Here is a 23,002-nt window from a genome sequence, read left to right as displayed (position 1 = left end):
CTGGCCACCCGCCGCCGCGGCCACCGCTTGCCGGGCGGTGGCCGGCGGATCGGGGCGCAGCACTCTATCTACGCCTTTCGGATGGCGTTTTCACGGGTCCTGCCTTCCTCGGCCGCGGGCTTGCGGTTGCCCGCCGCCGCCCAAACCGGGTAATCTCGGCCGAACGGACGGACACCGGCAGTTCACGGGACGGAAGCATGATAAGGGGCCGCGCCTCGACGATCGCCGTATCGCTGCTGACCCGGATCAACGTCATCATTCTGTCCACGACGGTCGTCGTCGGTGTCATGGCGCTGGCCGTGTCGGTCGAGGTGACCGAGAGCCAGCAGACCGACAGCCTGATGCGGCGCGCCGAACTGGTCGCCGCCCTGCACGCCGATTCCCTGGCCGAGCCGGTGTGGGAGCTGAACGATCGCATGGTCCAGGGGATGATCGACGCCCTGCAGGCCCGCGATCCCGCCATCGGTTCCATCATGGTGTTCGAGCCGGACAAGCCCACCCCGCTGGCGGAGACCGGACGGGGAACCTCCCGCGGGGCCAGCACCACCATCGAGAAGCCGATCATGGTCCGCGGCCCCACCGAGCGGCTCGAACGGGTGGGCACGGTTCGGCTGGTCTATTCGCTGGACGAGGTGCACGACGCCACCTTCCGCGCCCTGGCCCCGGTCGGCGGGTTGCTGCTGCTGTCGCTGGTGGCGGCCATCACGGTGATCAGCGTCGCCCTGAATTCCCAGGTGCTGCGCCCGTTGAGCCGGCTCACCCGCGCCACCCAGGAGCTGGCCCGCGGCAACTACCACGCGCGGATCGACAGCGAGCGGACCGACGAGATCGGCCTGCTCACCCGCAATTTCAACGACATGGCGGTGAGGGTCCAGGACCACACCGAACTTCTGGAACAGCGCGTGCGCGAGCGCACCGAGGCGCTGACCACGCTGAACGACACGCTGGCCGAGCGCAACCGGCAGCTCACCGACAGCATCAACTACGCCCAGCTCATCCAAACCTCGATCCTGCCGACGCGCGACATTCTCGGCACCGTCCTGGCCGAGCACTGCATCATCTGGCGCCCGCGCGAGGTGGTGAGCGGAGACTTCTATTTCTGCCGGGAAACGGACGACGGCATCGTCATCGGCGTCGCCGACTGCACCGGGCACGGGGTGCCGGGCGCCTTCATGACGATGACCGCCAGCGCCGTTCTGAACACCGTCATCGACCGGTTGGGTGCCGCCGATCCCGCGCGTGTCCTGGAAGCCGTGGACCGGGAGGTGCGCGCCGCCCTGCACCAGGGCGATGCGCCCGTGGATGGCAGCTTCGACGACAACGGCCTGGACATGGGGCTCTGCTACGTCGCCCCCGGCGAGGGGCGGATGGTGTTCTCCGGCGGGCGCATCTCCCTATTCACCGTGTCGGCGGAGGGTGTGACGGAGCTGCGCGGCGACCGGGAGAGCTTGGGTTACCGGCGTGGCGGCGACGTGCCGCGATTCACCAACCGCGAGGTCGTGCTGACGCCAGGGCGCGCCTTCTATCTCGGCACCGACGGGATCACCGACCAGTCCGGCGGCGAGCGGGGGCTCAGCTTCGGCAAGGGCCGGCTGAAGTCCATGCTGGCCGAGCACTGGCGGCTGCCGCTGGAGCAGCAACAGACGCTGTTCGAACGCTTTCTCAGCGAGTACCAGCATGGCCGGGTGCAGCGCGACGACATCACGCTCATCGGCTTCCGTGTGCGCGAGGACCATGGCCACGCGCTGCAGCCGTCCGATCGCGGGGCGCTCGCGGCGGACTGACGTCGCGCCGCACATGGGTGCGTCGCTGTGACAAGGCATGCCGTTGTAGCGCCCTGATGCGGTCGTTGCGTCTAGCATGTTATATCGTTGCGCAGGGCGGGGCGCAAAAGACCTTCCTGGCTGTGTGCTTTCTCTCCCAATGAAATGCATTACCGCGTATGCTGCACTCCAATCTCTGAGCGAGACGGCTAACTGGAGACAATGGCCCCATGACGGCGCCCGTCCTGATCGTGGTCGAAGACGAATCGTCGCTTCGACGTGACATGGTCGAGTATCTGAGGGACTGTGGATTCGACGCCTACGGCGCCCAGCACGGGCGCGAGTTGGACGACATGCTGGCGAAGCATGACGCATCGGTGGTCGTGCTCGATGTGAACCTGCCCGGTGAGGACGGTTTCAAGATCGCGGCACGGCTGCGCGAGCGCCGGCTCGGCGTGATCATGGTCACCGCCCGGACATCGACGGTCGATCGCGTGGTCGGGCTGGAGATCGGGGCCGACGCCTATCTCGTGAAGCCGGTGGAGATGCGCGAGCTGGAAGCCCAGGTAAAGTCGCTTCTGCGACGGCTGGACAGCGCCCAGTTCGCCGCCGCTCCGGCGCCGCCGGCTCCGGCGGAGACGTCCGACGCGGTGGAGGAGGAGCGCTGGCAGCTCAACGCCACCGACTGGTCGATGACGAGCCCGCGCGGCGTGCGAATCCCCCTGACCAGCATGGAGATGCGGCTGGCGACGGTGCTGGCGCAGCACGCGCGACAGGCGGTGTCTCGCGACCAGCTCTGCCAGGCGCTCTACAACCGCCGCTGGAACCCGGAGGACCGCTCGATCGACACCGTCGTCGGGCGCCTGCGCCACAAGATCGAGGCGGCGCTGGGCGACGCGGCCCCGCTCAAGTCGGTGCACGGGGTGGGCTACGTGTTCTCCGCACCGATCCGGGTGCTGTAGGCGGTCAGCCCGCCGCCTCGGCCCCGTCGGTCTCCGGCGTGTGGCGGGGGAAGGTCAGGGTGAAGCTGGTGCCCTGGCCGACTCCGCTCTCCACCGCGATACCGCCGCGCAGCGGCCCGACGGCGAGGTTGTGGACGATGTGGAGCCCCAGCCCGCTGCCGCCCTCCCCCCGCCGGGTGGTGAAGAACGGCTCGAAGATGTGGGACAGATGGTCGGGCGGGATGCCCTTGCCATCGTCGGTGTAGACCAGCAGCACGGTGTCGGCGTCCGGCTGCGTGATGGTGATGGACAGGCGGCCGGACTGCCCGTCGTCATAGGCGTGGGTCAGCGAGTTCATCACCAGGTTGGTGAGGATCTGCGACAGCACGCCGGGGAACCCGTCCATCTCCAGGTCGTCCGGGCATTCCACGGTGACACTGTGGTTGCCCATGCGCAGGTTCGGCTGCAGGCTGACCAGGGTCTCCTGGATGTAGGCGCTCAGGCCGAATCGGCGTCGTTCGGAGCTCGCGCGGTCCACCGCCACCTGCTTGAAGCTGTGGATGAGCCGCGCCGCCCGTTCGCAGTTGGCGAGGATCAGCGCGGTGGTGTCGATGGCGGTGGTCAGGTAGCGCTGGAAGTCCGTGCGCCCGAGCCCGCCGCCCTCGACGCGGGTCTTCAGCTTTCCGGTGGCGTCCGACAGGTGCGACGCGCAGGACACGGCGATGCCGACGGGGGTGTTGATCTCGTGCGCGACGCCGGCCACGAGGGCGCCGAGCGAGGCCAGCTTCTCGGCGCGGACCAGCACCTCCTGCGCCTCCTTGAGCTGCTGGAAAGCGGTCTCCGCCTCCCGGCGGCGCCGTTCGGCCTCCTGGGTCGCGGCGGCGAGCTGGCCCTGCAGGCGGTCGCTGACGCGGACCAGCCGCTGCTGTTCCCGGTAGCTCCGCTTGAAGGCCTCGACCAGGGCATCGACGTCCTCGCAGCATTCCGGCGCGGCCGACGCCAGCCGGTCCCGCAGGAGGCGGGCCTGCTCGATCGCCTGCTCCTCGGCATCGAATAGGGTGAAGCTCATCGACCCCCGCCCGCCGGCGATTCCTTCAGATTGAATTTCACATGCTGCAGGTCGAGCGAGAAATCCTCGCCCAGCTCCTGCATCGCCTCGTCGTCCGGCTCGTGGTACCAGTTGACGACGACCGGACGGCCCTGCTTGGCGGCACCTTCCAGCATCTGGAAAACATTCATCAGGGCCTTGGCGCTGGAGCTGTTGAAGTACATCAGCTCCATATCGAAACGGATGGGCTGCGGCGCGGATTCGCCGAGATAGCTCCGCAACGCCCCCAGGACCGGGCCGAAGAACGCCGCCACGTCGTCGGGGTAGGACTCGCCCTTCAGGCGCAGGACGCCGGAATCGAAGTCGAAATCGACTTCCGGCGAACGTCCGGTGGCTGCGATCCGCAAACGTTCCGTGGTCATGATCACACGCGCACCTTCAGACAGAAAAAGGATTTGCCGCCGTCCATCTCGGCGAAATCATATTCGATGGGCTGGCTGGCACGCCGCGCGATCTCGATCAGGCCGATGGTGGCGCCGCGGCTCCCCTCCTCCGGGTTCTCGCGGAGCTGCTCGCGGTAGTGGGTCTTGATACCCTCCCGGTCCAGCCCCTTCAGGAACTCGAGCCGCTCGCGCAGCCTTGGCACATCGCGGTTGTGGACCGCGTTGCCGCAGACGATGAAGAAGGTGTCGTTCTCGGTGCCGATGGTCACCATGCCGGCGCTCAGCTCGATGGGCTGGGGATCATCACGCGCCAGCTTCTCGGCCGAATAACGGACGATGTTCTGCATCTGCTCGACAAAGACCGAGAAGACCCGGCGCACGGTCGGGCCGTCCATCTCCTCCAGTGCCATCTTCTCCCGCAGGGCCTCGCCCAGCGAGTAGAGGATCCCTTCCGACAGATAGCCGCTGAAGGAGAAGATGATTCCCTTCTGGTCGAGTTCGCGTTTGAACGCGGAGTATTCCTGTGCCAGCAACACGGCATCCATCCATCGAAACGCGCGTCTGCGCCCAAACTAACACAAAAGCACCGGCACCGCAGCGGTCCGTACCGGTGCGTCCGGCACCCGGCGCTCCGGTCACTCGGTCGCCAGTGGCAGCAGCACCCGGAAGGCCGTCCCTTGGCCGACACGGCTGTCGACCCGGATCGCCCCTCCATGGAGCTGCACGATCTGCTGCACCGTGTGCAGCCCGATTCCGGTACCGGGCACACCGCCGGCGTTGGTCCCCCGGAAGAAGCGGTCGAACACCCGCGCCCGCTCGTTTTCCGGAATGCCACAGCCGCGGTCGGCGACCTCCAGATACAGGTTCACCCCGTCGCACCCACCGCTCACCGTGATGCGCGCCGGCGATTCGGAATATTTTATCGCATTGTTTATCAAATTGACCAGCACCAGCCCGAGCAGATGCCCGTCGCCGTAGAGCGCGGCGGGCAGCCCGTCCAGGGCGGTGTCGAACTGGTGCCCGGGATAGGCCAGCAGGAAGGGCTCCAGCGTCGAGCGCACCAGCGCCCGCGGGTCCACCGTGCCGAAATCCGGCACCATGTTTCCGGATTGGAGCCGTTCGTCGGTCAGGTAGGAATCGATCAGCATGGTCAGGCGCTGCACCCCCATGCGGATGGCGCCGAGCCGATCGAGCATCCCGGTGTCGGTGGTCTGCGCCCGGCGGGTGAGGAGCTGGGCGGCGCTGTCGATGACGGCGAGCGGCGTGCGGAACTCGTGAGAGACCATGGCGAGGAACTGGCGCTGCTCGTGCTTGGCCTGCAACTCGCGCTCCAGCGCCAGCTCCGCCCGTTCCTTGGCGAGGATCAGCGCCTTCTGGTTGGCGGCCAATTCCGCCGTGCGGTCGGCGACCCGGCGCTCCAGCGTCTGGTTGAGGGTGACGAGATCCTCGTAGAGGCACACGTTGTCGAACCCCACCGACATGCGCTGGCAGAACACCTCCAGCAGGCGCTGCTCGTCCAGGCTGTAAGGCTCCGGCCGATCGAGCGCGAAGACGGTGGTGCCATGCTCCAGCGTGCGGAACACCAGCACGCAGCGATGCTCGCCGAAGCGGCTGGTCTCGGTGGCGAAGGCCTCGGCGATGGCGGCCACCGCGTCGACCGGCAGGGCGTCGGTGGCGGGAACGCCGACATGGGCGGCGTGCCGCCCGGTGCCGGCGATGATGGTCAGCGCCCGCGACCGGTCGGCGCGGTCGGTCGGCCGGCAGGCGAGAATGGCGCCACCCTCCACGTGGTCGACGACCCTGGCGAGCTGCTCCACCATGCCTTCCACCAGCGCCCGCATGGACCGGGTCGCGAACAGCCGGGAGGAGGCGGACAGGATGCGCTCCAGCCCCTGTCTCTGCCGCTCGATGGTGACGATGTCGCGCCACGCCCGGAGCCCGCTGACCAGGGACGTGTAGAGCTTCTGCGCGGTCAGCTCGGTCTTGGACTTGTAGTCGTTGATGTCGTAGCCGACGACCACCTCGCGCTCCGGCGCCTGGCCCGGCTGCCCGGTGCGCAGGATGATGCGCATGCGGTGGTTGCCGAGATCCTCGCGGATGTGGCGGACCAGACGCAGGCCGGCGTCCTCCTGCTCCATCACCACGTCGATGAGCGCCACCGGAAAGTCCGGGCGGATGGCCAGGGTGCGCCGCGCCTCCGCCGCCGACAGCGCGCTGACGATCTGGAAGGGCCGTCCCTCGAACTCGAAGTCGCGCAGCAGCACGCTGGTCATCGCGTGCACCTGCGGCTCGTCATCGACGACCAGGATGGTCCAGGGCTCGGCGGCGGGCGTCGCGCCGGCGTCGTCCTGGCCCGGCTGATCGTCGTCCGGCCCGAACAACAGGTCGTCCATCACCATCGCCGCAGCCGCCGTTCAACGTCCATCATCGGTGTAGGAAGCACCGAAGGCACGCGACCGTCAAACGTTGAATAGCGCCCACCGTCATGCACCGAAAAGGGTTTCAACGGCGCCGCCGCTCACCCGGCATGGGGGGCCAGCGGCCAGACCAGCGCGATCGCCACCGTGCCCAGAACCACGACCAGAAGGGAGAGCGGCAGGCCGAGCCTCCAGTAATCACCGAAACGGTAACCGCCGGGTCCCATCACCAGCGTGTTGCACTGGTGCCCGATGGGCGTCAGAAAGTCGCACCCCGCCCCCACCGCCACCGCCATCAGGAAGGGGTCGGGACTGAGCCCCAGATGCCCGGCCAGGCTGGCCGCGATGGGCGCCATCACCAGAACGGTCGCGGCGTTGTTCAGGAAGGGCGTGACCGCCATCGCCGCCACCAGCATCAGGGCGAGCGCCCCAATCGGCGGCAGGCCATGCGCCGCCACCGACAGCCAGCCGGCCAGCAGCTCCGTCCCTCCGGTCGTCCGCAGGGCCTCGCTGACGGGGATCAGGGAGCCCAGCAGGATCAGGATCGGCCACTCCACGGCGTCGTAGGCCTCCTTCGGCGAAAGCACGCGGAACGCCATCATGGCGACCGCGGCGCCGAAGAAGGCTGGAGTTACCGGGATCGTGCCGGTGGCGATCAGCACCACCGTGGCGGCGAGGATCCCCAGCGCCAGCCGGCGTTTCTGAGGCCGTCCGAGCGGCAGGTCGCGGCCGGCCAGCGGCAGGCAGCCGAGATCGGCCAGCGTCGCGTTCACGTCGGCGGCCAGCATCTGCAGGACCACCAGATCGCCGAACCGGAACCGCACCCGGCGCAGCCGCTGGCGGATCGGCTTGCCGCGCCGGCTGAGCGCCAGCAGGTTGACGCCGTAACCTTCCCGCAGCCGCAGGTCGGCGACCGTGTTGCCGATCAACGGCGAGCGCTGCCCGACCACCGCCTCCACCACCACGACATCATCCTCGTTGGCGGTACCCTCCAGCTCCTTGGCGGGGACGAGCGCCAGCCCGGCTCGATCGACGAAGCGGCCGAGCGCCTGGGTGTCCGCCTCCAGCACCAGGATGTCGTCCTCGAACAGCACCCAGTGCCCCGACGGCACGTAGCGCCGGTAGCGTTCGCGGATGATGGCGGCGACGGTCACCTCGCCCTCCCCCGCCTCCTCCAGCTCGAAGACGGTCTTGCCCACGAAGGGAGAGCCGGCGGGCAGCCGCACCTCGGACGTGAAGTCGTCGATCGAGAAGTCGGGCTGACCGGAGGAGGAGGCGCGGTCCTTCGGCAGCAGCCGCCAGCCCACCGTCAGGAAGGCCACCCCCGCCGCCGCCAGCGTCAGCCCGACGGGTGCGAAGTCGAACATGCGGAAGGGTTCGCCCAGCAGCTGCTCGCGCATGCGCGACACGATGATGTTGGGCGAAGTGCCGATCAGCGTGATGAGGCCGCCCAGCAGCGAGCCGAAGGCCATCGGCATCAGCAGCCGCGACGCGGGCGTTCCCGTCCGCCGCGCCGTCTGCAGGGCGATGGGCATGAAGATCGCCAACGCCCCGATGTTCTTGATGATGGCGGACAGGACGGTGACGCAGGCCGCCAGCACGCCCACCTGCGCCCAGGACGTGCGCAGCCGGCTGCTGAGCGGTCGCATCAGCGTCTCCACCACGCCGGACCGGCCGACGCCGGCGCTGACCACCAGCGCCGAGCCGACGATGATCACGATGTCGTCGGAAAAGCCGCGGAACGCGTCGGCCGGCTCGACGATGCCAACGGCCATGGCGGCGACCAGCGCCAGCATGCCGACGAGGTCATAGCGCAAACGGTCCCAGATCAGCAGCGCGACCACCGCGCCGATGATGGTGAAAGCCAGAATCTGTGGCAGGGTCATGTCGCTCGTGAGATGATGGATCCGCGTCGCATGAACACCGGTCAGCGGCTGCTGCCGGATGCCCCCGCCGGCTGGCGCGCCTTGTCGATCAACCCGGCGCAATTGGCCGATTCCGCTCCGCCGGGGTCGAGCAGCGGCACGATCGCCGCGAAGGGGGTGAGCAGCGCGCCGAGCGCCACCGCGGCGGCGCCGCGGGCGGCGGTCTCGGTCGCGTCGATGCCGATGTCGGGGTTGAGGAAGCTGCCGCGGACCCGCACCGGCACATGGGTGGCGCCCACCTGCGCCTTCTTCCCGTCGCCGCGCACGGTGAGGTCCAGCGTCTCCGTCTTCAGGTTCACCGTGCCGGTGCCGATCACCAGCGTTTCCGGTGTATCCAGTACGATGGCGTCGGAGGTCATCACGCCGTCGCGCACGCCGAGATCGGCCACCAGGCAATTGAAGCGCACGGGCTCGTCGCCCGACAGCACGATGCCCAGCGTCTCGAGCACATTGGTCTTCAACCCGGCCTCGGCGAGGCTGGTGACGCGGCCCTTGTCGACCGCCAGCCCGATCTTGCCGTCGGCGCTTCCGGCGATGTCGGCGACCGTGGCCCCCCGCCCCTTGAGCTGGATGCGCCCGGCGATGATGCCGCCCATGTCGCGCGCGAAGGGCGTGTCGCGGAAGAAGGCGGACAGCTTCAGCCCGCTGACCCCCAGATTGGTGTCGAGCGCCGCCACCTCGCCGCTGCCGTCCAGCACGGTCGTCCCCTCGATGCGGCCGTCGGCGATGCCGAGCTTCAGCGGATCGATGGTGGCGCGGCCGTTCTCCAGCCGGATGCGGGTGTCGAGCCCGTCGAGCGGGACGTAGGGCGCCTCCACCCGCTTGCCGCGGAAGCGGACATCCATGTCGGCGAAACGCAGCCGCTCCAGATCGACCTTGGTGTCGGGGATGACCCGCCCGCGGGCCTTGGTCTCGTAGTCGGACGGTCCGCGCGGCGAGGCGCCGACGAAGCCGGCGAGATCGGTCGCCGCCAGACGCTCGGAGGTCAGATCGCCCCGGATCACCGGCCGCTCGCCGCCGAGATCGACGGCGATCATCCCGTTCAGGTCGCTCTCCCCCACCGTCCCCTTCATCCCCTCCATCGTCCACACCGTGCCGTCACGGGTCAGGTGCCCGGTCAGGGTGTAGGGACGGGTCTTGGGCGTGGGGATGCCGACGATGGGGAAAATCTCGGCCAGATCGGGCCCGCGCAGCTCGACCGACAGATCGACACCCTCCAGCTTGACCGGCTCGGCGATGGAGCCTTCGACCTTGGCGCGGGTCTCGCCCACGGCGGCCTCGAGGCGCAGCGGGTAGGGCTTGGGATCGTCACGCAGATATTCCAGCGAGCCGCCCTCGAAGGTCACGGTGAAGGGCTTTCCGGCGAAGCTGCCCTTGCCGTCCAGCCTCACCTGCTCCTCGCCGCTGCCACCGACCGCGGTGCTGAGGTTGGAGTCCACATCCACGTCGCTGGTCGGGTCGCGGTAGCGCAGGCGCCCCTCCTCCACCACCAGACGCTCGATGATCGGCACCTCCTGCCGGTCGTCGGGCACGGTCGCCTCCTCGGCCACACTGCCGCGCGGGTCGCCGGAGGCGAAGGTCCAGTTGTTCGCCCCCTCCGGGTTCTTTTCCATGGCCAGCTTGGGCCGCGTCAGGCGGATCTCCGGAAGTTCGATGTCGCCGCGCAGCAGCGGCCACAGGCGGAGCTGCGCGTCGAGAACGTCCAGCTCGGCGAAGGTCGGTTCCTCGGCCCACGGCTCGTTGGCGACCTTGATGCCTTCGACATGGATGCGGATGGGGTCGCCCAGGCCGACATGCAGGTTGCCCTCGATGCGGACCTCCCGCCCGATGGCCTCGGAGGCCTGCGCGGCAAGCCAATCGCGGGCGTCGTTCCAGTCATAGACGGCGGCCAGGATGCCGATGCCGCCGGCGATCAGCCCGACCAGCCCGAGCAGGCCGATCCCGATCCATTTCAGCACCACCATGCGGCCACCCTCCCGTTCCCGTCGCCTGTGCTTAACGCGTGGCGGGTGCGGACGTGTCGGCTTACCCCGGAAAGGCCATGCCGACAGGCCGCCTGCCGCAGCGCGGCGAGCGATCGCGGATTTGATCTAACTTTTAAGGATTGTTCGTTATCATGCTCAGCGTCCGTGCCACCGAACGACCGGCCCGCCCATGCGCTCGCTCACCAACTTCGCGCCGTCCACCTTCGAGGAACGCGGGGCCGCGGTGGGGTTCACCACGCCCACCCTGGCCCAGACCCGTGTGCGGCAGGACGAGCGCGGCAATCTGGAGGTGCTGATCCCCAACATCTCCGAAGGCCGTGGCGTCTATGTGGTGGCCTGGAAATCGCTGCCGCTGGCCTTCCCGATGACGGTGCACGACCGTTGTCTCCAGGATATCCTGATGAAGAGCGGCGGCTGCTCCCCCGACGACCTGCGTAAGGCGACGCTGGAGACCGCCAGGTTCGGGCTCGCCGGCCCCAACGCGGCGGACGCCGCCGAGGCCGCCATGCGCGACGACGAGGAGCAGCGGCTCCTCATCAACTACCAGCTCATCACCGAGGTGCTGAAGGCCGTGGGGCTGGACGCGGGCCAGATCCTGAAGGCCGGGCTGGGCTCGGCGCAGGGCGAGAAGCTGACCCGCGATTCGATGACCCGCGCCGCCAAGAGCCTGGGCATCGACGCCACCGAGCTGTACACGCGCGTGGCGGAGCTGGCGCTGTTCATGGAGCCGGTGGGGCTTCCCACCTCGCCCAAGCCGGCGCGGCTGCGGCGCATGGCGAAGGAGCTGCAGAAGTTCCACGACACGATGACCGAATGGTCGACGACCACGAAGAGCGAGGCCGGCCCCATCGGCGGCTTCTGCGCGGAGGTGGCGGAGCACACGCTCAACCACGTCCGCCACGTGGTGACCCGCCTCGATCAGTCGGTGAGCGCCTTCGAGCTTCTGCTCCGCCAATGGGAGGCCAAGCGCAAGGAGGTGAAGGCCGCCTGCACGCGGCTGTCCTGGCTGCTCGACGGGTGGGACTACATCACGGCGCTGTGGGCCGACGCCCATGGCCGCAGCCGCCACGAGCAGGACATGGCGGTGCACGACATCTTCCGCATCATCCCGCTGCTGCCCAGGGACGAGGGCCGCATCGACTTCTCGCTGGAAGCCGGCAAGGTGCTGACGGCCAACCGCAAGATCGTGCGGGCCTATGTGGACTGGCGTACCGGACAGCTCGACGCCGACCTCGTGCAGCGGATCGAGCAGCTCAAGACGAGAGCGGCGTGATGGAGGCGGTGTGATGGAGGTGGTGTGATGGCAGCGGAAGACCTGAACATCCTGGGCCAGCAGCTGCTCTACATCGACGAGCAGAAGTTCCGCGAGGTGGTCTCGCTGCTGGAGCACATGGGCCACAATCCGGAGGTGCAGAAGACCTTCTCGCTGATCCGGCCCCGGCTGGCCGAGGTGAAGCCGCGCCGCCGCCCGACCCTGAAGCGCGTGTTCTGCGAACCCTTCGAGGACCTGTTCGAGCCACCCCTTCCCGGCGACCGCACCCCGGTGGACGCCATCGAACGCGTGGTCGTCAACCGCCTGTGGCCGCTGGTGGAGGCGGAGATGGGGGCGACGCTGGTGGCCGACCTGTCCGCGCGGCTGAAATCCGCCGACGGACCGGCGCTGGAAGCGCTGTCGCTGGAGCTGTGGACCGCGGGCGCCGCGGCGGTCTTCGCCGTCACCGCCGCGTTCGAGGCCGGTCGCCTTGCCGACGAACTCGAGATCCGCCTCAACACCGCGCGCGTCCGCCAGCTCCAGCATGTCGGGAACGCCCTGGCGGCGGCCGGCGAAATCGTCGCACTCAAAAAGGCGCTGTCGCCCAAGCCGGTCGCGCGGCTGCACGACGACCATCTGCAGGCCGTGCAGACGATCGGCAAGGCGCTTGCGCGCTCGCGGCCGGAGGCGTTGCGCGTGCTGGTGCTGGTGGCCGCGGCGCGCCTTGCCGATCCCGCCATGCTGCTGGGCAGCCTGTGGAACCTGGATTTCGGCCAGAAGTCCTCCGACCGCGCCGCCCTCTTCGCGGAGGTGAGCGGCGGAGTGGTGGCGCAGATCGAGACCCGCGTGCGCGTCCTCAAGAACGCCGCCGCCCAGGACGAGGGCAAACCCGACCGGCTGGCCGCCGCCGACCTTGCGGTCGATCTCGTCAACAGCCTGGACGCCACCCGCGGCGCCATGGAGGTCAGCCGCCGCAACGAGTTCGACAAGCGCCTGAAGGACATCCGCGGCGCCGTTCACGAGATGGTCCGCACCCAGGTGCTCCACGAGGCCGATGGCAGCATCATCGCCGCCATGGCCCCGGCCGCCGGCGGATTTCCCGACCGTGAGTCCCTGCTGCGCGCCGAGAACCACGCCCGCGCGCTGCGCAAATGCGCGGTGGTGGCCGACAGCCTCGGCCTGCGCACCGAACTGCGCACCGTCACCGACCGGACCATCGGCACCCTCACCACCTCGGCCCGCCAGGCGCTGGGGTCGGCCGGGACGGTGGGCGCCGGCACCAGGGCCGGCTACACCGCCGTCCGCCTGATCGAACTGATCGCCGGCCCGACCGAGGCCAACCGCGTGCTGACCGAGATTCTGGAGAAGGGCCGGCCGTTGTAGCCACCGCGGCACCCCTCATGCGGGGGCCGGCCGGGAACCGTTCCGACGGGGCTTGCGGGAACCATCCGTGGCGCACGGCCGTTTGCCGGGTGTCGACCCGCGCTCGTCAGACGGAGGGACGCTCCCATGCGCACGCTCACGGCCTTGATCCTCGCCGCATCCGTCGCAACCCCGGCGATGGCCCAGTCCGATACGCCGCTGGCGCCACGCGACCCCGTGGTCGCGGCCAATCCGCCACCGGCGAACGTCAAGGTGCGCCTCGTCGAGCACCTCATCGGCACCGACGCGGCCGCGCCCGATGGCCGCAAGGTCGGCGCGGTGGAGAACATCCTGGTGAAGCCGGACGGGACCGTCGCCGGTCTGGTGCTGGAGTGGGGCGGCGTGGCCGGAATCGGCGAGCGGCGGGTGGCCCTGCCGTGGAGCGAGGCCAAACTTTCCACCGGCGCCAAACAGGTGGTCGTCGATGCCGACCGCGACAAGCTGGAATCCATGCCGCAGTACGACGCCGACACCCCCGCCGCCAGCGGCGTCGATCCGGACGTGAAGCCGCTGCGCTGACGCCTCAGCGCGGCAGCGCCGCTTCCACCGCCTTGCGCATCTCGTCACTGTCCGGCGTGGTGCGCGAGGGGAAGGAGGCGACCGGCCGGCCGTCGGCTCCGATCACGAATTTGTGGAAGTTCCAGCGCGGGCGCGAATCCGCGCCGAAGGCGCCGGCCGCCCACTGGTAGAAGGGATGCGCGCCGCCGCCTGTCACGACCGCCTTGTCGGCCAGGGGAAAGTCCACGCGGTAGGTGGTCTCGCAGAACTGCTTGATCTCCTCCGCCTGACCCGGCTCCTGCCCGCCGAAATCGTTGGACGGCACGCCGATCACCACCAGACCACGGTCGCGGTAGCGCTCCCACAACGCCTGGAGCCCCTTGTACTGGGGCGTGAAGCCGCATTGCGATGCGGTGTTCACCACCAGCAGCGCCTTCCCGCGGTAGTCGGCGAGCGGCATGGGCTTGCCGTCGATGGCGGTGAAGGTGACGTCGTAGGGCGTGGCGGGTGCGGACATGGCGGGCGATGCTCCCATGGCGGCGGCGAGGAGGACGAGGACGGTCGAGAGGACGCGGCGCATGTTCCCTCCATTGGCTAGCCCATCACTGTACGCAGATCCGCGCCGGCCGGATCAACCCCTCACGGTGGCCCCTCGCCACCCGCCGCCGCGGCGACACCGCGCGCGACCTGCTGCTCGCGATGGAAGACGAACAGGCCGCTGCCGATGATCAGCGTGGCCCCGACCGCCACCTGGACGCTCGGCACCGTGCTCCAGACCAGCAGATCCAGGGCCACCGCCCACAGGATCGACACATACTGGAACGGCACCACGACCGCCGCCGGGCTGAGCTGGAGCGAGCGGTTGACCGCCGCGTGACCGCCCAGCGCCACCACGCCCAGCAGCAGCAGCAACACGACGTCCAGCGGGGTCGGCGTCACCCAGCCCATCGGCAGCGCCGCGGCGCCCAGCAGGCAGCCGCCCAGCGTCTGGTAGCCCACCAGCGTCAGGTTGCCGTCGTCGCGCAGCACGCGGGTGGTGATCAGGCCGAGCGAGAAGGTCAAGGCACCGATCAGCGCAACGATCGACGGCCAGGGGTCGAACTGTCCCGCCGGGTTCAGCACCAGCACCACACCGGCGAAGCCCACGCACACCGCCACCCAGCGCCGCCAGCCCACCCGTTCGCCCAGCAGCGGCACCGACAGCGCGGTGACGATCAGCGGCGCCGACATGTAGATCGTCATCACCTCCGCCAGCGGCAGGTAGCGGACGGCCCAGTAGAAGAGGGCCGCGTCCACCGTGACCAGCGCAACCCGCAGCAGGTGCCAGGGCCAGCGGCGCACCGCGAAGGTGGCAGCCACCCCCTGCCGCGCCAGCATCGGCGCCAGCACCAGCATGCCGCCCACCCCGCGGATCGCCAGCAGCATGGCGACCGGGTAGCCGGTCACCAGCCATTTGCCGAGCGCGTCGTTGAAGGTGAACAGGGTCATGCCGCCCAGCATCATCAGGATGCCGAGGCGGGTGTCCGGAATGACGGCCGAACGGGCGATGGTCATGGCGTTTCCTGCGCGGATTGGTCCGCGAGGCTAACCACGTGGGCCCGTCTGCACACGCCTTGTGCACGCAGGGCCGTGTTGCCCGGCGTGCATGGACCTCTCGGTATCTGGACGGTTCACCCGCGATCCACCGTCAGCTGCAGGAAGTGGGTGGCGCAGGAGATGCACGGGTCGTAGTTGCGGATGGTCTGCTCGCACAGGCGGCGTAGATCGTCGTCGGCCAGCAACAGGTTGGCCTTGACCACCCCCAGCAGGTCCGCCTCGATCCGCGCCTGGTTCTGCGAGGTCGGCGGCACGATGGAGGCACCGGTGATCCGCCCCTCCCCGTCCAGCTCGTAGCGGTGGAAGCAGAGCCCGCGCGGCGCCTCGGTGCAGCCGGTGCCGCGCCCGGCGCGCGGGGGCGCGGCCACGAAGGCCGGCTCGAACGGCTCGTACGCCTCGGCCAGCCGCACCGCCTCGTCGCAGGCGTACACCACCTCGACCGCGCGTACGATCAGGCTCATGAAAGGATTGCGGACCACCGGCGGCAGCCCGGCCTCCCGCGCGGCCTCCTTCGCCAGCGGCGAGAGCTGGTCATGGTTGAGCGCGTAGCGCGCCAGCGGCCCCACCAGATAGGGCACGTCCGAACCGCGCATCACCCCGTGCAGCGCGTTGGAATGGGCGACATGCTCCTCGGCGAAATGCTCCTCGAAGGCCGAGACCGGGATGTCCATGCCGCGGCTGGAGACGATGCGGCCGCGGTCGATGGCGTATTCGTCGGGATGGGTCATCGCCACGAACAGGTAATCGTCCTCGAACTCCGGGAAGCGGAAGCCGGCGAACAGGCGCACGGCGTCCAGCGCCAGCTCCCGCGCGCGCTTGAGCTCCTCCGCCAGCACCTGCACCGCCGCCTTGTCCGGTGCCTTGTAGAAGCCCCCGACGCGGGTGTTGACCGGATGCACGGCGCGGCCGCCCAGCACCTCCAGGATGCGGTTGCCGGTCTTCTTCAGCGCCAGCGCCTTTTCCACCACGCCGGGATGGGTCTTGGAAAGCTGGATGGAATCCTCCAGCCCCAGGAAGTCGGGCGCGTGCAGCAGGTAGGTGTGCAGCACGTGGCTCTGGATCCACTCCCCGCAATAGAGCAGGCGCCGCGCCATCCGCACCGGCTCCGGAACGGTCAGCCCCAGCGCGTCTTCCATCGCTTGGCTGGCCCCGACGATGTAGGCGACCGGGCAGATCCCGCAGATGCGCGACGTGATGTCCGGCGCGTCGCCGTAGGGGCGCCCGTTCAGCAGCGCCTCGAAGAAGCGGGGCGGCTCGAAGATGCGGAACTTGATCTCCTGCACCACCCCGTTCCGCACCCGCACATGCAACGCCCCCTCCCCCTCCACACGGGCGAGGGCATCGACCTTGATGGTGCGGGTGGATGGGGGGGATTCGAGGGTGGTCATGGCTTAAGTCCTTGCTTGGCTGGAGCCTCCCACCGGTCCCCCTCCTCCCGGAACGCCTTGGCGTTCGCGTTGAAGGAGCGGAAGCTCTCGGCGATCGTCCGCGCGTCGCAGCCGAGCGCGGCGAGCTGCTTCGCCAGCGCCGCCGTGTTGGGCGTCTCCTTCGGGCCGAAGCAGCCGTAGCAGCCGCGGGCGTGGGCAGGGCAGAGCGCACCGCAGCCGGCCTGGGTGACGGGGCCGAGGCAGGGGGTGCCGTCCGCCACCATGATGCAGACATTGCCGTGCAGCTTGCAGTCCAGGCACTGGCTGTGCGGCGGCACCACCGGGCGGCGGCCGTTGAGGAAGGCGTTCAGCACCTCCAGCAACTGCCCCTTGTCGATGGGGCAGCCGCGCAGCTCGAAATCGACGGTCACATGGTCCTGGATGGCGGTGGAGGTCGCCAGCGTGTCGATGTAGTCGGGCCGCGCGTACACCGCCCGAATGAAGCCGTCCACGTCGCGGAAGTTGCGCAGCGCCTGGATGCCGCCGGCGGTGGCGCAGGCGCCGATGGTGACGAGGCGCTTCGACTTGCGCCGGATCTCCTTGATGCGCTGGGCGTCGTGCGGCGTGCCGATGGAGCCTTCGACCAGCGACAGGTCGTAGGGGCCGGCGATCTCCACCCGCGTCGCTTCCAGGAAATAGGCGATCTCCACCGACTCCGCGACGGCCAACAGCTCGTCCTCGCAATCGAGAAGCGAAAGCTGGCAGCCGTCGCAGGAGGAGAATTTCCACACGGCCAGCTTGGGTTTGCGGCGTGCCATGGCTACAGCTCCCGCACGGTGAAGATCCGCTCGATGTCCGCATAGCGGTAGACCGGCCCGTCCTTGCACATGAAAGACCCGCCCATCTGGCAATGGCCGCAGAAGCCGACACCGCACTTCATGTTGCGCTCCAGCGTCACGTAGATGCGGTCGGAGGTGACGCCGCGGTCGTGCAGCGCCTGGACGGCGGGCCGCGTCATCGTCTCCGACCGGCAGACGTAGGCGGTGGTCTGCTCCGGGTCGAAGCGGGCGATCTTCACGAGGTTGGCGACGCTGCCCACCCGGCCGCGGTAGCCGGCGTGGGCGGAATGCACGGTCACATGGACCTGCATGTCGAAGCGGCCCCGCCACTGGTGCAGCAGCGGTTCATACAGGATGTCGTGCGTGCCGCGGGAGCCGTAGCAGAGCACCACCTTGCCGAAGCGGTCGCGCCGGTTCAGCACCTCGTAGACCAGCGGGCGCAGCGGGGCGAGGCCGATGGTGCCGGTGACGAACAGGATGTCGTTGCCATACGCCTCCTCCACCGGCCAGGGGTTGCCGAAGGGGCCGCGCACGCCGATGCAGTCGCCGGGCTTGAGCTTCGCCATGGCGCGGGTGACCGTGCCCACCTCCCGCACCGTGTGGACCAGCGTGTTGAGGTCGCGGCAGTCGCCGCTGATGGAGATCGCCACCTCCCCCACCCCGAACACGTAGAGCATGTTGAACTGGCCGGGCTTGTAGGGCAGCGGACGACCGTCCACCGCCTTCAGGTGCAGGGTGAAGCAGCCGTCCACCTCCCGCAGCCGGCGTTCGATGCGGAAGGGGCGCGGCACCATCGGGTCGACTGCGGCGGGGTCGGGATTCAGGAACACGCCATCCATGCGGCAGCCTCCTTGGCCGGCCGGGCCGCTATTCGCCCGGCTCGGTCGTCAGTTCCACGATGCGAAGGCGGGATTCGGAGATGCGGCGGCCCATCACGGGGATGAAGCGCTTGTACAGCTCGTAGCCCAACTCATGGTTGCCCTCGATCTTGCGGCGCAGGCAGGCGGCGTCGATGGTGATCGCCCGCACCTGGTCGGCGGCCCGCGCGTCGAAGGTCCAGCGGTAGGGGGGCACCAGCCAGGACCAGCCGATGATCTCCCCCTCCCCGATGTTCTCGACCACCACGCCCTCGCTGCGGCCGGGGGCGTGCACCTCCACCGCCACCTCGCCCTGACGGATCAGGTAGAAGTGGTCGGCCGGCCCGCCCTCCTTGAACAGGAACTCGCCCGGCCGGTAATGGGCGTTGGCGCAGCAGCCGACGACGATCTCGCGCACGTCGTCGGGCATGTCGCGGAAGAACGGGTGTTCGGCCAACAGCCGGCCGAGACCTTCAATCTGCACCATCGGACGCTCCCCCTTCGCTGGCCCGTATCGCGCGGGCTTCTTCGGTGATGTCGATCCCGACGGGGCACCAGGTGATGCAGCGGCCGCAGCCGGTGCAGCCCGACGTGCCGAACTGCTCGTACCAGCTCGACAGCTTGTGCGTCATCCATTGCCGGTAGCGGGACGCCCCGCCCTGCCGGATGGACCCGCCGTGGATGTAGCTGAAATCGACGGTGAAGCAGGAATCCCAGCGGCGCCAGCGCTCCACATGGTCGCCTGTCAGGTCGGTGGTGTCCTCCACCGTCGTGCAGAAGCAGGTCGGGCAGACCATGGTGCAGTTGGCACAGGACAGGCAGCGGCCCGCCACCTCGTCCCAGCGCGGGTGCTCCAGGTTGCGGGCGAGCAGCCCGGCCACGTCCGGCTCCATGCGCCGTCCCATGCCGGCGCGCGCAGCCTCCGTCACCGCCGCGGCGGCCTCCAGGTCGGCCCCCTCCGCGTGGCGCGCCGGCAGCCGGTCGAGCAACACCGCCCCGCGGTCGCTGCCGGCCTCGACCAGGAACTCGTGCCGGCCGTCGCCGATCAACTCGGTCAGGCACAGGTCGTAGCCCGGCCCCGCCTGCGGCCCGGTCCCGATGCTGTCGCAGAAACAGGTGCCCGCCGCCCGCCCGCAATTCACGGCGACGATGAAGGCCGCCGCGCGGCGGGCGGCGTAGCCGCTGTCGGTGTATTGCTGCTGCCCGACCGAGCGCCCGTCGTGGCGGACCACCCCGAACACCCGGTCCTGCACCGCGATGGCGGCCAGCTCGCACCCCCGCACGCCAAGGAAGGCGTAACGGGGCGGCGGCCCCTGCGGCGTCTCCACCGTGAAGCCGCCGCCCTCGCGCCGGCCGGTCCACAATGTCTGGCGCGGCGGGTACAGGTACTTCTTCCAGCTCTGCGGCCCGACGACATGGCCGAAGGCGGCACCGCGATCGTCGCGGTGCAGGCGGTAGCGCCCGCCCTCCTGCTCGTCGATCCAGCCCCAGGGCAGGTCGGCGGCGTCGGTCAGGGGATCGTAGACGATGGCACCGTCGCGCCGCCGCGGCCCGATCACCGCGTAACCTTCCGCGCCAAGTGCGTCGATCAGCGCCTGGACGGCGTCGCGTTCGATGACGGCCCGCCGTTGGTGGGAAACCCCGGATTCCTGCACTGTGCGTTTCATGGCCGCACGGCCCTCCGCACCCGATGACGGCACGATCATACGCCTCTGCCCGCCGGGCGGCGGTGAAAAACGCGGGATCCACCGCTCCCAATTGTCGCGGCGTGTCGCAGGGGTCGCGTGGAGGGACCACGCAGGGGGCTTGCGTCGGCGGAGATAGGGGTATATACACGCTTCATGTCGACGCCCTGCCACTGCACCCGCCTGAGGATGGCGACCCGGAAGGTCGCCGCACGCTACGACGCCGCGTTGGAGCCGACCGGCATCAACGTCGCCCAATACGCGATGCTGCGGGCGATCGAACGCCGGCAACCGGTCAGCCTGACGGAGCTCGGGCGGGCTCTCGATCTCGACCGCTCCACCATGGGCCGCAACATCCGCGTCGTGGAAAAGCTGGGGCTGGTCGCGACCGGACGCGGCGACGACCAGCGCGAATCCGTCGTCCGGCTGACCGACCATGGTGCCACCGTGCTGCGCAAAGCCGGGCCGCTCTGGGAGGGCTGCCAGACGGACATCGAGGCACGCATCGGTGCGGAGCGGCTGCAGGCGCTTGCCGACATCAACACGTTGCTGTGATTTTCACACCCCTATACGGGTATATACCCGTGGACCGGAGACGATCATGTCGCTGCCCGTCGCGGCACAAGCCACGGCCATTCCCGCCTTTTTCGCCCGCCGGGGCGTCCATTACGGCTGGGTCGTCGCCGGCGTGACCTTCCTGACGATGCTGGTAACCGCGGGCGCGGTCGGGACGCCGGGCGTGCTCATCGGCCCTTTGCAGCAGGAGTTCGGCTGGTCGACCTCGGAGATTTCCTCGGCCTTCGCCGTCCGCCTCGTGCTGTTCGGCCTTCTGGGGCCCTTCGCCGCCGCCTTCATGAACCGCTTCGGCGTCCGGCCCGTGGCCGCCACGGCGCTGGCGCTGATCGGGGCCGGCGTGCTCGGTTCCTTCGCGATGACGACACTGTGGCAGCTCTTCCTGCTGTGGGGTGTCGTGGTCGGCTTCGGCACCGGGCTGACCGCCATGGTGCTCGGCGCCACCGTCGCCACGCGCTGGTTCTCGGCGCGGCGCGGCCTCGTGGTGGGGCTGCTCACGGCCAGCACGGCGACCGGGCAGCTGGTCTTCCTGCCGCTGCTCGCCTCCCTCACCCAGTCGATCGGCTGGCGCAGCGCGCTTGCCCTGGTGCTGGTCATGCTGCTGGTCGCCGCGGTCGCGGTGCTGGTGCTGATGCGCGACCGGCCCGCCGACGTGGGGCTGGCGCCTTATGGGTCCACGACCGTGGTCCCCGGCCCGGCGGCGCTGGCGCTCGGCGCGATGCTCGCCTCCCCCATCGTGGCGCTGCGGGACGCGGCGCGCACGCGCACCTTCTGGGTGCTGTTCGGCACCTTCTTCATCTGCGGCGCCAGCACCAACGGCCTCGTGCAGACGCATTTCGTCCCGCTCTGCGGCGACTTCGGCATCCTGCCGGTGGCGGCGGCCGGCATGCTGGCGGTGATCGGCGTCTTCGACTTCGCCGGCACGGTGGGGTCCGGCTGGCTGTCGGACCGGTTCGACAGCCGCAAGCTGCTGTTCTGGTATTACGGCCTGCGCGGTCTGTCGCTGGTCTATCTGCCGTTCACGTCGTTCAACGTCTACGAACTGTCGATCTTCGCCGTGTTCTACGGGCTGGACTGGGTGGCGACCGTGCCGCCGACGGTGAAGATCGCGGCCGACCGGTTCGGGGAGCGCGCCAACCTCGTCTTCGGCTGGGTCTTCGCCGGGCACCAGCTCGGCGCCGCCTTCGCCGCCTGGGGCGGCGGCTTCACCCGCACCGCCTACGACAGCTACCTGCCCGCCTTCTTCATCGCCGGCCTGCTCTGCCTCGTCGCGGCGCTCGCCGTCGTCACCATCCACGAGCGGCGGCCAGCGCCTCTGCCTGCCGCGGCCTGAACGCTCCCCCATTCAACGCACACCCGGAGACACCCCCAATGAAACACAAGCTGTTCGGCCGCACCGGCCTGCGCGTGTCGGAACTGGCACTCGGCACCGGCAATTTCGGCACCGGCTGGGGCCATGGCGCCGACGCCGACACCAGCCGCGCCATCTTCGAGGCGTATGTCGACGCCGGCGGCAACTTCATCGACACCGCCGACGTCTACCAGTTCGGCCAGTCGGAGACGCTGCTCGGCGACCTGCTGCAGGGGCGGCGGGAGGCCTTCGTGCTGGCGACCAAATTCACCAACGGAGCGGTGCCGAACGCCGGCCCGCTGGTCACCGGAAACAGCCGCAAGGCCATGGTGGCGTCGGTCGAGGCCAGCCTGAAACGGCTGAAGACCGACCGCATCGACATCCTGTGGGTGCACCACCCGGACGGGTTGACGCCGTCGGAGGAGATCGTGCGCGGCTTCGACGACCTCGCCCGCGCCGGCAAGATCCTCTATGGCGGCCTGTCGAACTTCCCGGCCTGGCGGCTGGCGCGCGCCGTCACGCTGGCCGAACTGACGCGCGCGGTGCCCATCGCCGCCGCGCAGTTCGAACACAGCCTCGTCCACCGCGAGCCGGAGGCCGACCTGTTTCCGGCCAGCGAGGCGCTCGGCCTCGGCGTCGTCACCTGGTCGCCGCTCGGTGGCGGCATGCTGACCGGCAAGTACCGCCGCGGCGAGACCGGCCGTGCCGAAGCGCTCCGCGGCAAGGTCTTCCAGGCCGAGGATTCGGCGCAGCGCAGCGCCATCCTCGACACGGTGCTCGCCATCGCGGGGGAGCGCGGCGTCAGCCCCGACCACGTCGCCATCGCCTGGGCGGGTGCCCGCGAGGCGGTGCCGATGATCGGGCCGCGCACGCTCGACCAGCTCCGCAGCAACCTCGCCGCGACGGCGCTCACCCTGTCGGCTGAGGAGATCGGCCGTCTCGATGCGGTCAGCGCCACACCCGCCGGCGTGTCCCTGCTGTCGCCGCTGCCCCTGGCCCATCCGGTCGCCGCGCCGCGCACGGTGGCCTGACCGGCGCGG

At 69.5% G+C, this 23,002-nt stretch carries 21 protein-coding genes; 8 read left to right on the top strand and 13 right to left on the bottom strand.

The window, feature by feature from the left end:
• The first annotated feature begins 197 nt into the window (after positions 1 to 197).
• Together HL658_RS28185 and HL658_RS28180 are read left to right on the top strand one after the other, a co-directional pair.
• Positions 198 to 1,784 carry a SpoIIE family protein phosphatase gene (locus tag HL658_RS28185; RefSeq protein ID WP_180285621.1) on the top strand — a complete coding sequence of 529 codons (1,587 nt, stop codon included), beginning with the start codon at positions 198 to 200 and terminating at the stop codon, positions 1,782 to 1,784.
• A 209-nt stretch (positions 1,785 to 1,993) separates the two neighbouring features.
• Positions 1,994 to 2,725: a response regulator transcription factor gene (locus HL658_RS28180; RefSeq protein ID WP_180285622.1), complete on the top strand. Its 732-nt coding sequence runs from the start codon at positions 1,994 to 1,996 to the stop codon at positions 2,723 to 2,725.
• A gap of 4 nt (positions 2,726 to 2,729) precedes the next feature.
• Here the strand turns inward: HL658_RS28180 and HL658_RS28175 are convergent, their stop codons facing one another.
• From HL658_RS28175 to HL658_RS28150, 6 genes are all read right to left on the bottom strand, one after another.
• On the bottom strand, positions 2,730 to 3,773 hold the full coding sequence (locus tag HL658_RS28175; RefSeq protein ID WP_180285623.1) for a sensor histidine kinase: 1,044 nt from the start codon (positions 3,771 to 3,773) through the stop codon (positions 2,730 to 2,732).
• Positions 3,770 to 4,174, bottom strand: a complete 405-nt coding sequence (locus HL658_RS28170; protein ID WP_180285624.1) for a DUF1987 domain-containing protein — start codon at positions 4,172 to 4,174, stop codon at positions 3,770 to 3,772. Before HL658_RS28170 ends, HL658_RS28175 begins: the two co-directional genes overlap by 4 nt.
• A 2-nt stretch (positions 4,175 to 4,176) precedes the next feature.
• Positions 4,177 to 4,731 carry a SiaB family protein kinase gene (locus tag HL658_RS28165; protein ID WP_343055374.1) on the bottom strand — a complete coding sequence of 185 codons (555 nt, stop codon included), beginning with the start codon at positions 4,729 to 4,731 and terminating at the stop codon, positions 4,177 to 4,179.
• Positions 4,732 to 4,830: 99 nt separating this feature from the next.
• Entirely contained in the window at positions 4,831 to 6,588 is a 1,758-nt protein-coding gene (locus HL658_RS28160; protein WP_246337970.1) for a sensor histidine kinase, read from the bottom strand.
• 125 nt (positions 6,589 to 6,713) lie between these two features.
• Entirely contained in the window at positions 6,714 to 8,498 is a 1,785-nt protein-coding gene (locus tag HL658_RS28155) for an SLC13 family permease (protein ID WP_180285627.1), read from the bottom strand.
• Between the two features lie 41 nt (positions 8,499 to 8,539).
• Positions 8,540 to 10,501 (bottom strand): AsmA family protein, encoded by a 1,962-nt coding sequence (locus tag HL658_RS28150; RefSeq protein WP_180285628.1) that lies wholly within the window; start codon positions 10,499 to 10,501, stop codon positions 8,540 to 8,542.
• Between the two features lie 190 nt (positions 10,502 to 10,691).
• Between HL658_RS28150 and HL658_RS28145 the strand changes: the two genes are divergently transcribed.
• The 3 genes from HL658_RS28145 (at position 10,692) to HL658_RS28135 (ending at position 13,715) form a co-directional block, all read left to right on the top strand.
• Positions 10,692 to 11,795: a hypothetical protein gene (locus tag HL658_RS28145; RefSeq protein ID WP_180285629.1), complete on the top strand. Its 1,104-nt coding sequence runs from the start codon at positions 10,692 to 10,694 to the stop codon at positions 11,793 to 11,795.
• 27 nt (positions 11,796 to 11,822) lie between these two features.
• Positions 11,823 to 13,157, top strand: coding sequence for a hypothetical protein (locus HL658_RS28140; protein ID WP_180285630.1), 1,335 nt, complete (start codon positions 11,823 to 11,825; stop codon positions 13,155 to 13,157).
• Between the two features lie 126 nt (positions 13,158 to 13,283).
• Positions 13,284 to 13,715: a PRC-barrel domain-containing protein gene (locus tag HL658_RS28135; protein WP_180285631.1), complete on the top strand. Its 432-nt coding sequence runs from the start codon at positions 13,284 to 13,286 to the stop codon at positions 13,713 to 13,715.
• 4 nt (positions 13,716 to 13,719) lie between these two features.
• On the opposite strand, the gene HL658_RS28130 is transcribed toward HL658_RS28135, so the two are convergent.
• The 7 genes from HL658_RS28130 to HL658_RS28100 all read right to left on the bottom strand — a co-directional run bounded on the left by HL658_RS28130 (position 13,720) and on the right by HL658_RS28100 (position 20,020).
• Entirely contained in the window at positions 13,720 to 14,274 is a 555-nt protein-coding gene (locus tag HL658_RS28130) for a glutathione peroxidase (RefSeq protein ID WP_180285632.1), read from the bottom strand.
• A 59-nt stretch (positions 14,275 to 14,333) separates the two neighbouring features.
• Positions 14,334 to 15,248 carry a DMT family transporter gene (locus HL658_RS28125; RefSeq protein WP_180285633.1) on the bottom strand — a complete coding sequence of 305 codons (915 nt, stop codon included), beginning with the start codon at positions 15,246 to 15,248 and terminating at the stop codon, positions 14,334 to 14,336.
• Positions 15,249 to 15,364: 116 nt separating this feature from the next.
• Positions 15,365 to 16,678: a Ni/Fe hydrogenase subunit alpha gene (locus HL658_RS28120; RefSeq protein ID WP_180285634.1), complete on the bottom strand. Its 1,314-nt coding sequence runs from the start codon at positions 16,676 to 16,678 to the stop codon at positions 15,365 to 15,367.
• Positions 16,675 to 17,475, bottom strand: coding sequence for an NADH-quinone oxidoreductase subunit B family protein (locus HL658_RS28115; RefSeq protein ID WP_180285635.1), 801 nt, complete (start codon positions 17,473 to 17,475; stop codon positions 16,675 to 16,677). The genes HL658_RS28120 and HL658_RS28115 overlap by 4 nt, the downstream gene beginning before the upstream one ends.
• Positions 17,476 to 17,477: 2 nt before the next feature.
• Complete coding sequence (locus HL658_RS28110) at positions 17,478 to 18,335, bottom strand: FAD/NAD(P)-binding protein (RefSeq protein WP_180285636.1); 858 nt, start codon at positions 18,333 to 18,335, stop codon at positions 17,478 to 17,480.
• A 28-nt stretch (positions 18,336 to 18,363) separates the two neighbouring features.
• Entirely contained in the window at positions 18,364 to 18,840 is a 477-nt protein-coding gene (locus HL658_RS28105; RefSeq protein WP_196242383.1) for a cyclic nucleotide-binding domain-containing protein, read from the bottom strand.
• Entirely contained in the window at positions 18,827 to 20,020 is a 1,194-nt protein-coding gene (locus HL658_RS28100) for a 4Fe-4S dicluster domain-containing protein (RefSeq protein ID WP_180285637.1), read from the bottom strand. Before HL658_RS28100 ends, HL658_RS28105 begins: the two co-directional genes overlap by 14 nt.
• Positions 20,021 to 20,227: 207 nt before the next feature.
• Here HL658_RS28100 and HL658_RS28095 point away from each other — a divergent pair, with 207 nt between their 5' ends.
• The 3 genes from HL658_RS28095 to HL658_RS28085 are packed head-to-tail and all read left to right on the top strand — an operon-like array spanning position 20,228 to position 22,993.
• Complete coding sequence (locus tag HL658_RS28095; protein ID WP_211109869.1) at positions 20,228 to 20,593, top strand: MarR family winged helix-turn-helix transcriptional regulator; 366 nt, start codon at positions 20,228 to 20,230, stop codon at positions 20,591 to 20,593.
• A 46-nt stretch (positions 20,594 to 20,639) separates the two neighbouring features.
• The gene (locus HL658_RS28090) at positions 20,640 to 21,944 is read left to right on the top strand and encodes an MFS transporter (protein ID WP_180285639.1); all 1,305 of its coding nucleotides are present in this window, start codon (positions 20,640 to 20,642) and stop codon (positions 21,942 to 21,944) included.
• A 38-nt stretch (positions 21,945 to 21,982) separates the two neighbouring features.
• Positions 21,983 to 22,993, top strand: coding sequence for an aldo/keto reductase (locus tag HL658_RS28085; protein WP_180285640.1), 1,011 nt, complete (start codon positions 21,983 to 21,985; stop codon positions 22,991 to 22,993).
• The last annotated feature ends 9 nt before the right edge of the window (positions 22,994 to 23,002 follow it).

The organism is Azospirillum oleiclasticum (assembly GCF_013423485.1).
Taxonomy (GTDB): domain Bacteria; phylum Pseudomonadota; class Alphaproteobacteria; order Azospirillales; family Azospirillaceae; genus Azospirillum; species Azospirillum oleiclasticum.
Note: the sequence above shows the minus strand (reverse complement) of the source record. Positions and strands in the feature narration are given on the sequence as shown.

Bases quoted from the DNA above. Each gene is read 5' to 3' on its own strand.
- HL658_RS28125 (WP_180285633.1), bottom strand. From the start codon at position 15,248: ATGACCATCGCCCGTTCGGCCGTCATTCCGGACACCCGCCTCGGCATC.
- HL658_RS28085 (WP_180285640.1), top strand. From the start codon at position 21,983: ATGAAACACAAGCTGTTCGGCCGCACCGGCCTGCGCGTGTCGGAACTG.
- HL658_RS28100 (WP_180285637.1), bottom strand. From the start codon at position 20,020: ATGAAACGCACAGTGCAGGAATCCGGGGTTTCCCACCAACGGCGGGCC.
- HL658_RS28090 (WP_180285639.1), top strand. From the start codon at position 20,640: ATGTCGCTGCCCGTCGCGGCACAAGCCACGGCCATTCCCGCCTTTTTC.
- HL658_RS28095 (WP_211109869.1), top strand. From the start codon at position 20,228: ATGGCGACCCGGAAGGTCGCCGCACGCTACGACGCCGCGTTGGAGCCG.
- HL658_RS28120 (WP_180285634.1), bottom strand. From the start codon at position 16,678: ATGACCACCCTCGAATCCCCCCCATCCACCCGCACCATCAAGGTCGAT.
- HL658_RS28180 (WP_180285622.1), top strand. From the start codon at position 1,994: ATGACGGCGCCCGTCCTGATCGTGGTCGAAGACGAATCGTCGCTTCGA.
- HL658_RS28145 (WP_180285629.1), top strand. From the start codon at position 10,692: ATGCGCTCGCTCACCAACTTCGCGCCGTCCACCTTCGAGGAACGCGGG.
- HL658_RS28115 (WP_180285635.1), bottom strand. From the start codon at position 17,475: ATGGCACGCCGCAAACCCAAGCTGGCCGTGTGGAAATTCTCCTCCTGC.
- HL658_RS28175 (WP_180285623.1), bottom strand. From the start codon at position 3,773: ATGAGCTTCACCCTATTCGATGCCGAGGAGCAGGCGATCGAGCAGGCC.
- HL658_RS28155 (WP_180285627.1), bottom strand. From the start codon at position 8,498: ATGACCCTGCCACAGATTCTGGCTTTCACCATCATCGGCGCGGTGGTC.
- HL658_RS28170 (WP_180285624.1), bottom strand. From the start codon at position 4,174: ATGACCACGGAACGTTTGCGGATCGCAGCCACCGGACGTTCGCCGGAA.
- HL658_RS28150 (WP_180285628.1), bottom strand. From the start codon at position 10,501: ATGGTGGTGCTGAAATGGATCGGGATCGGCCTGCTCGGGCTGGTCGGG.
- HL658_RS28185 (WP_180285621.1), top strand. From the start codon at position 198: ATGATAAGGGGCCGCGCCTCGACGATCGCCGTATCGCTGCTGACCCGG.
- HL658_RS28140 (WP_180285630.1), top strand. From the start codon at position 11,823: ATGGCAGCGGAAGACCTGAACATCCTGGGCCAGCAGCTGCTCTACATC.
- HL658_RS28130 (WP_180285632.1), bottom strand. From the start codon at position 14,274: ATGCGCCGCGTCCTCTCGACCGTCCTCGTCCTCCTCGCCGCCGCCATG.
- HL658_RS28105 (WP_196242383.1), bottom strand. From the start codon at position 18,840: ATGGTGCAGATTGAAGGTCTCGGCCGGCTGTTGGCCGAACACCCGTTC.
- HL658_RS28160 (WP_246337970.1), bottom strand. From the start codon at position 6,588: ATGGACGACCTGTTGTTCGGGCCGGACGACGATCAGCCGGGCCAGGAC.
- HL658_RS28110 (WP_180285636.1), bottom strand. From the start codon at position 18,335: ATGGATGGCGTGTTCCTGAATCCCGACCCCGCCGCAGTCGACCCGATG.
- HL658_RS28135 (WP_180285631.1), top strand. From the start codon at position 13,284: ATGCGCACGCTCACGGCCTTGATCCTCGCCGCATCCGTCGCAACCCCG.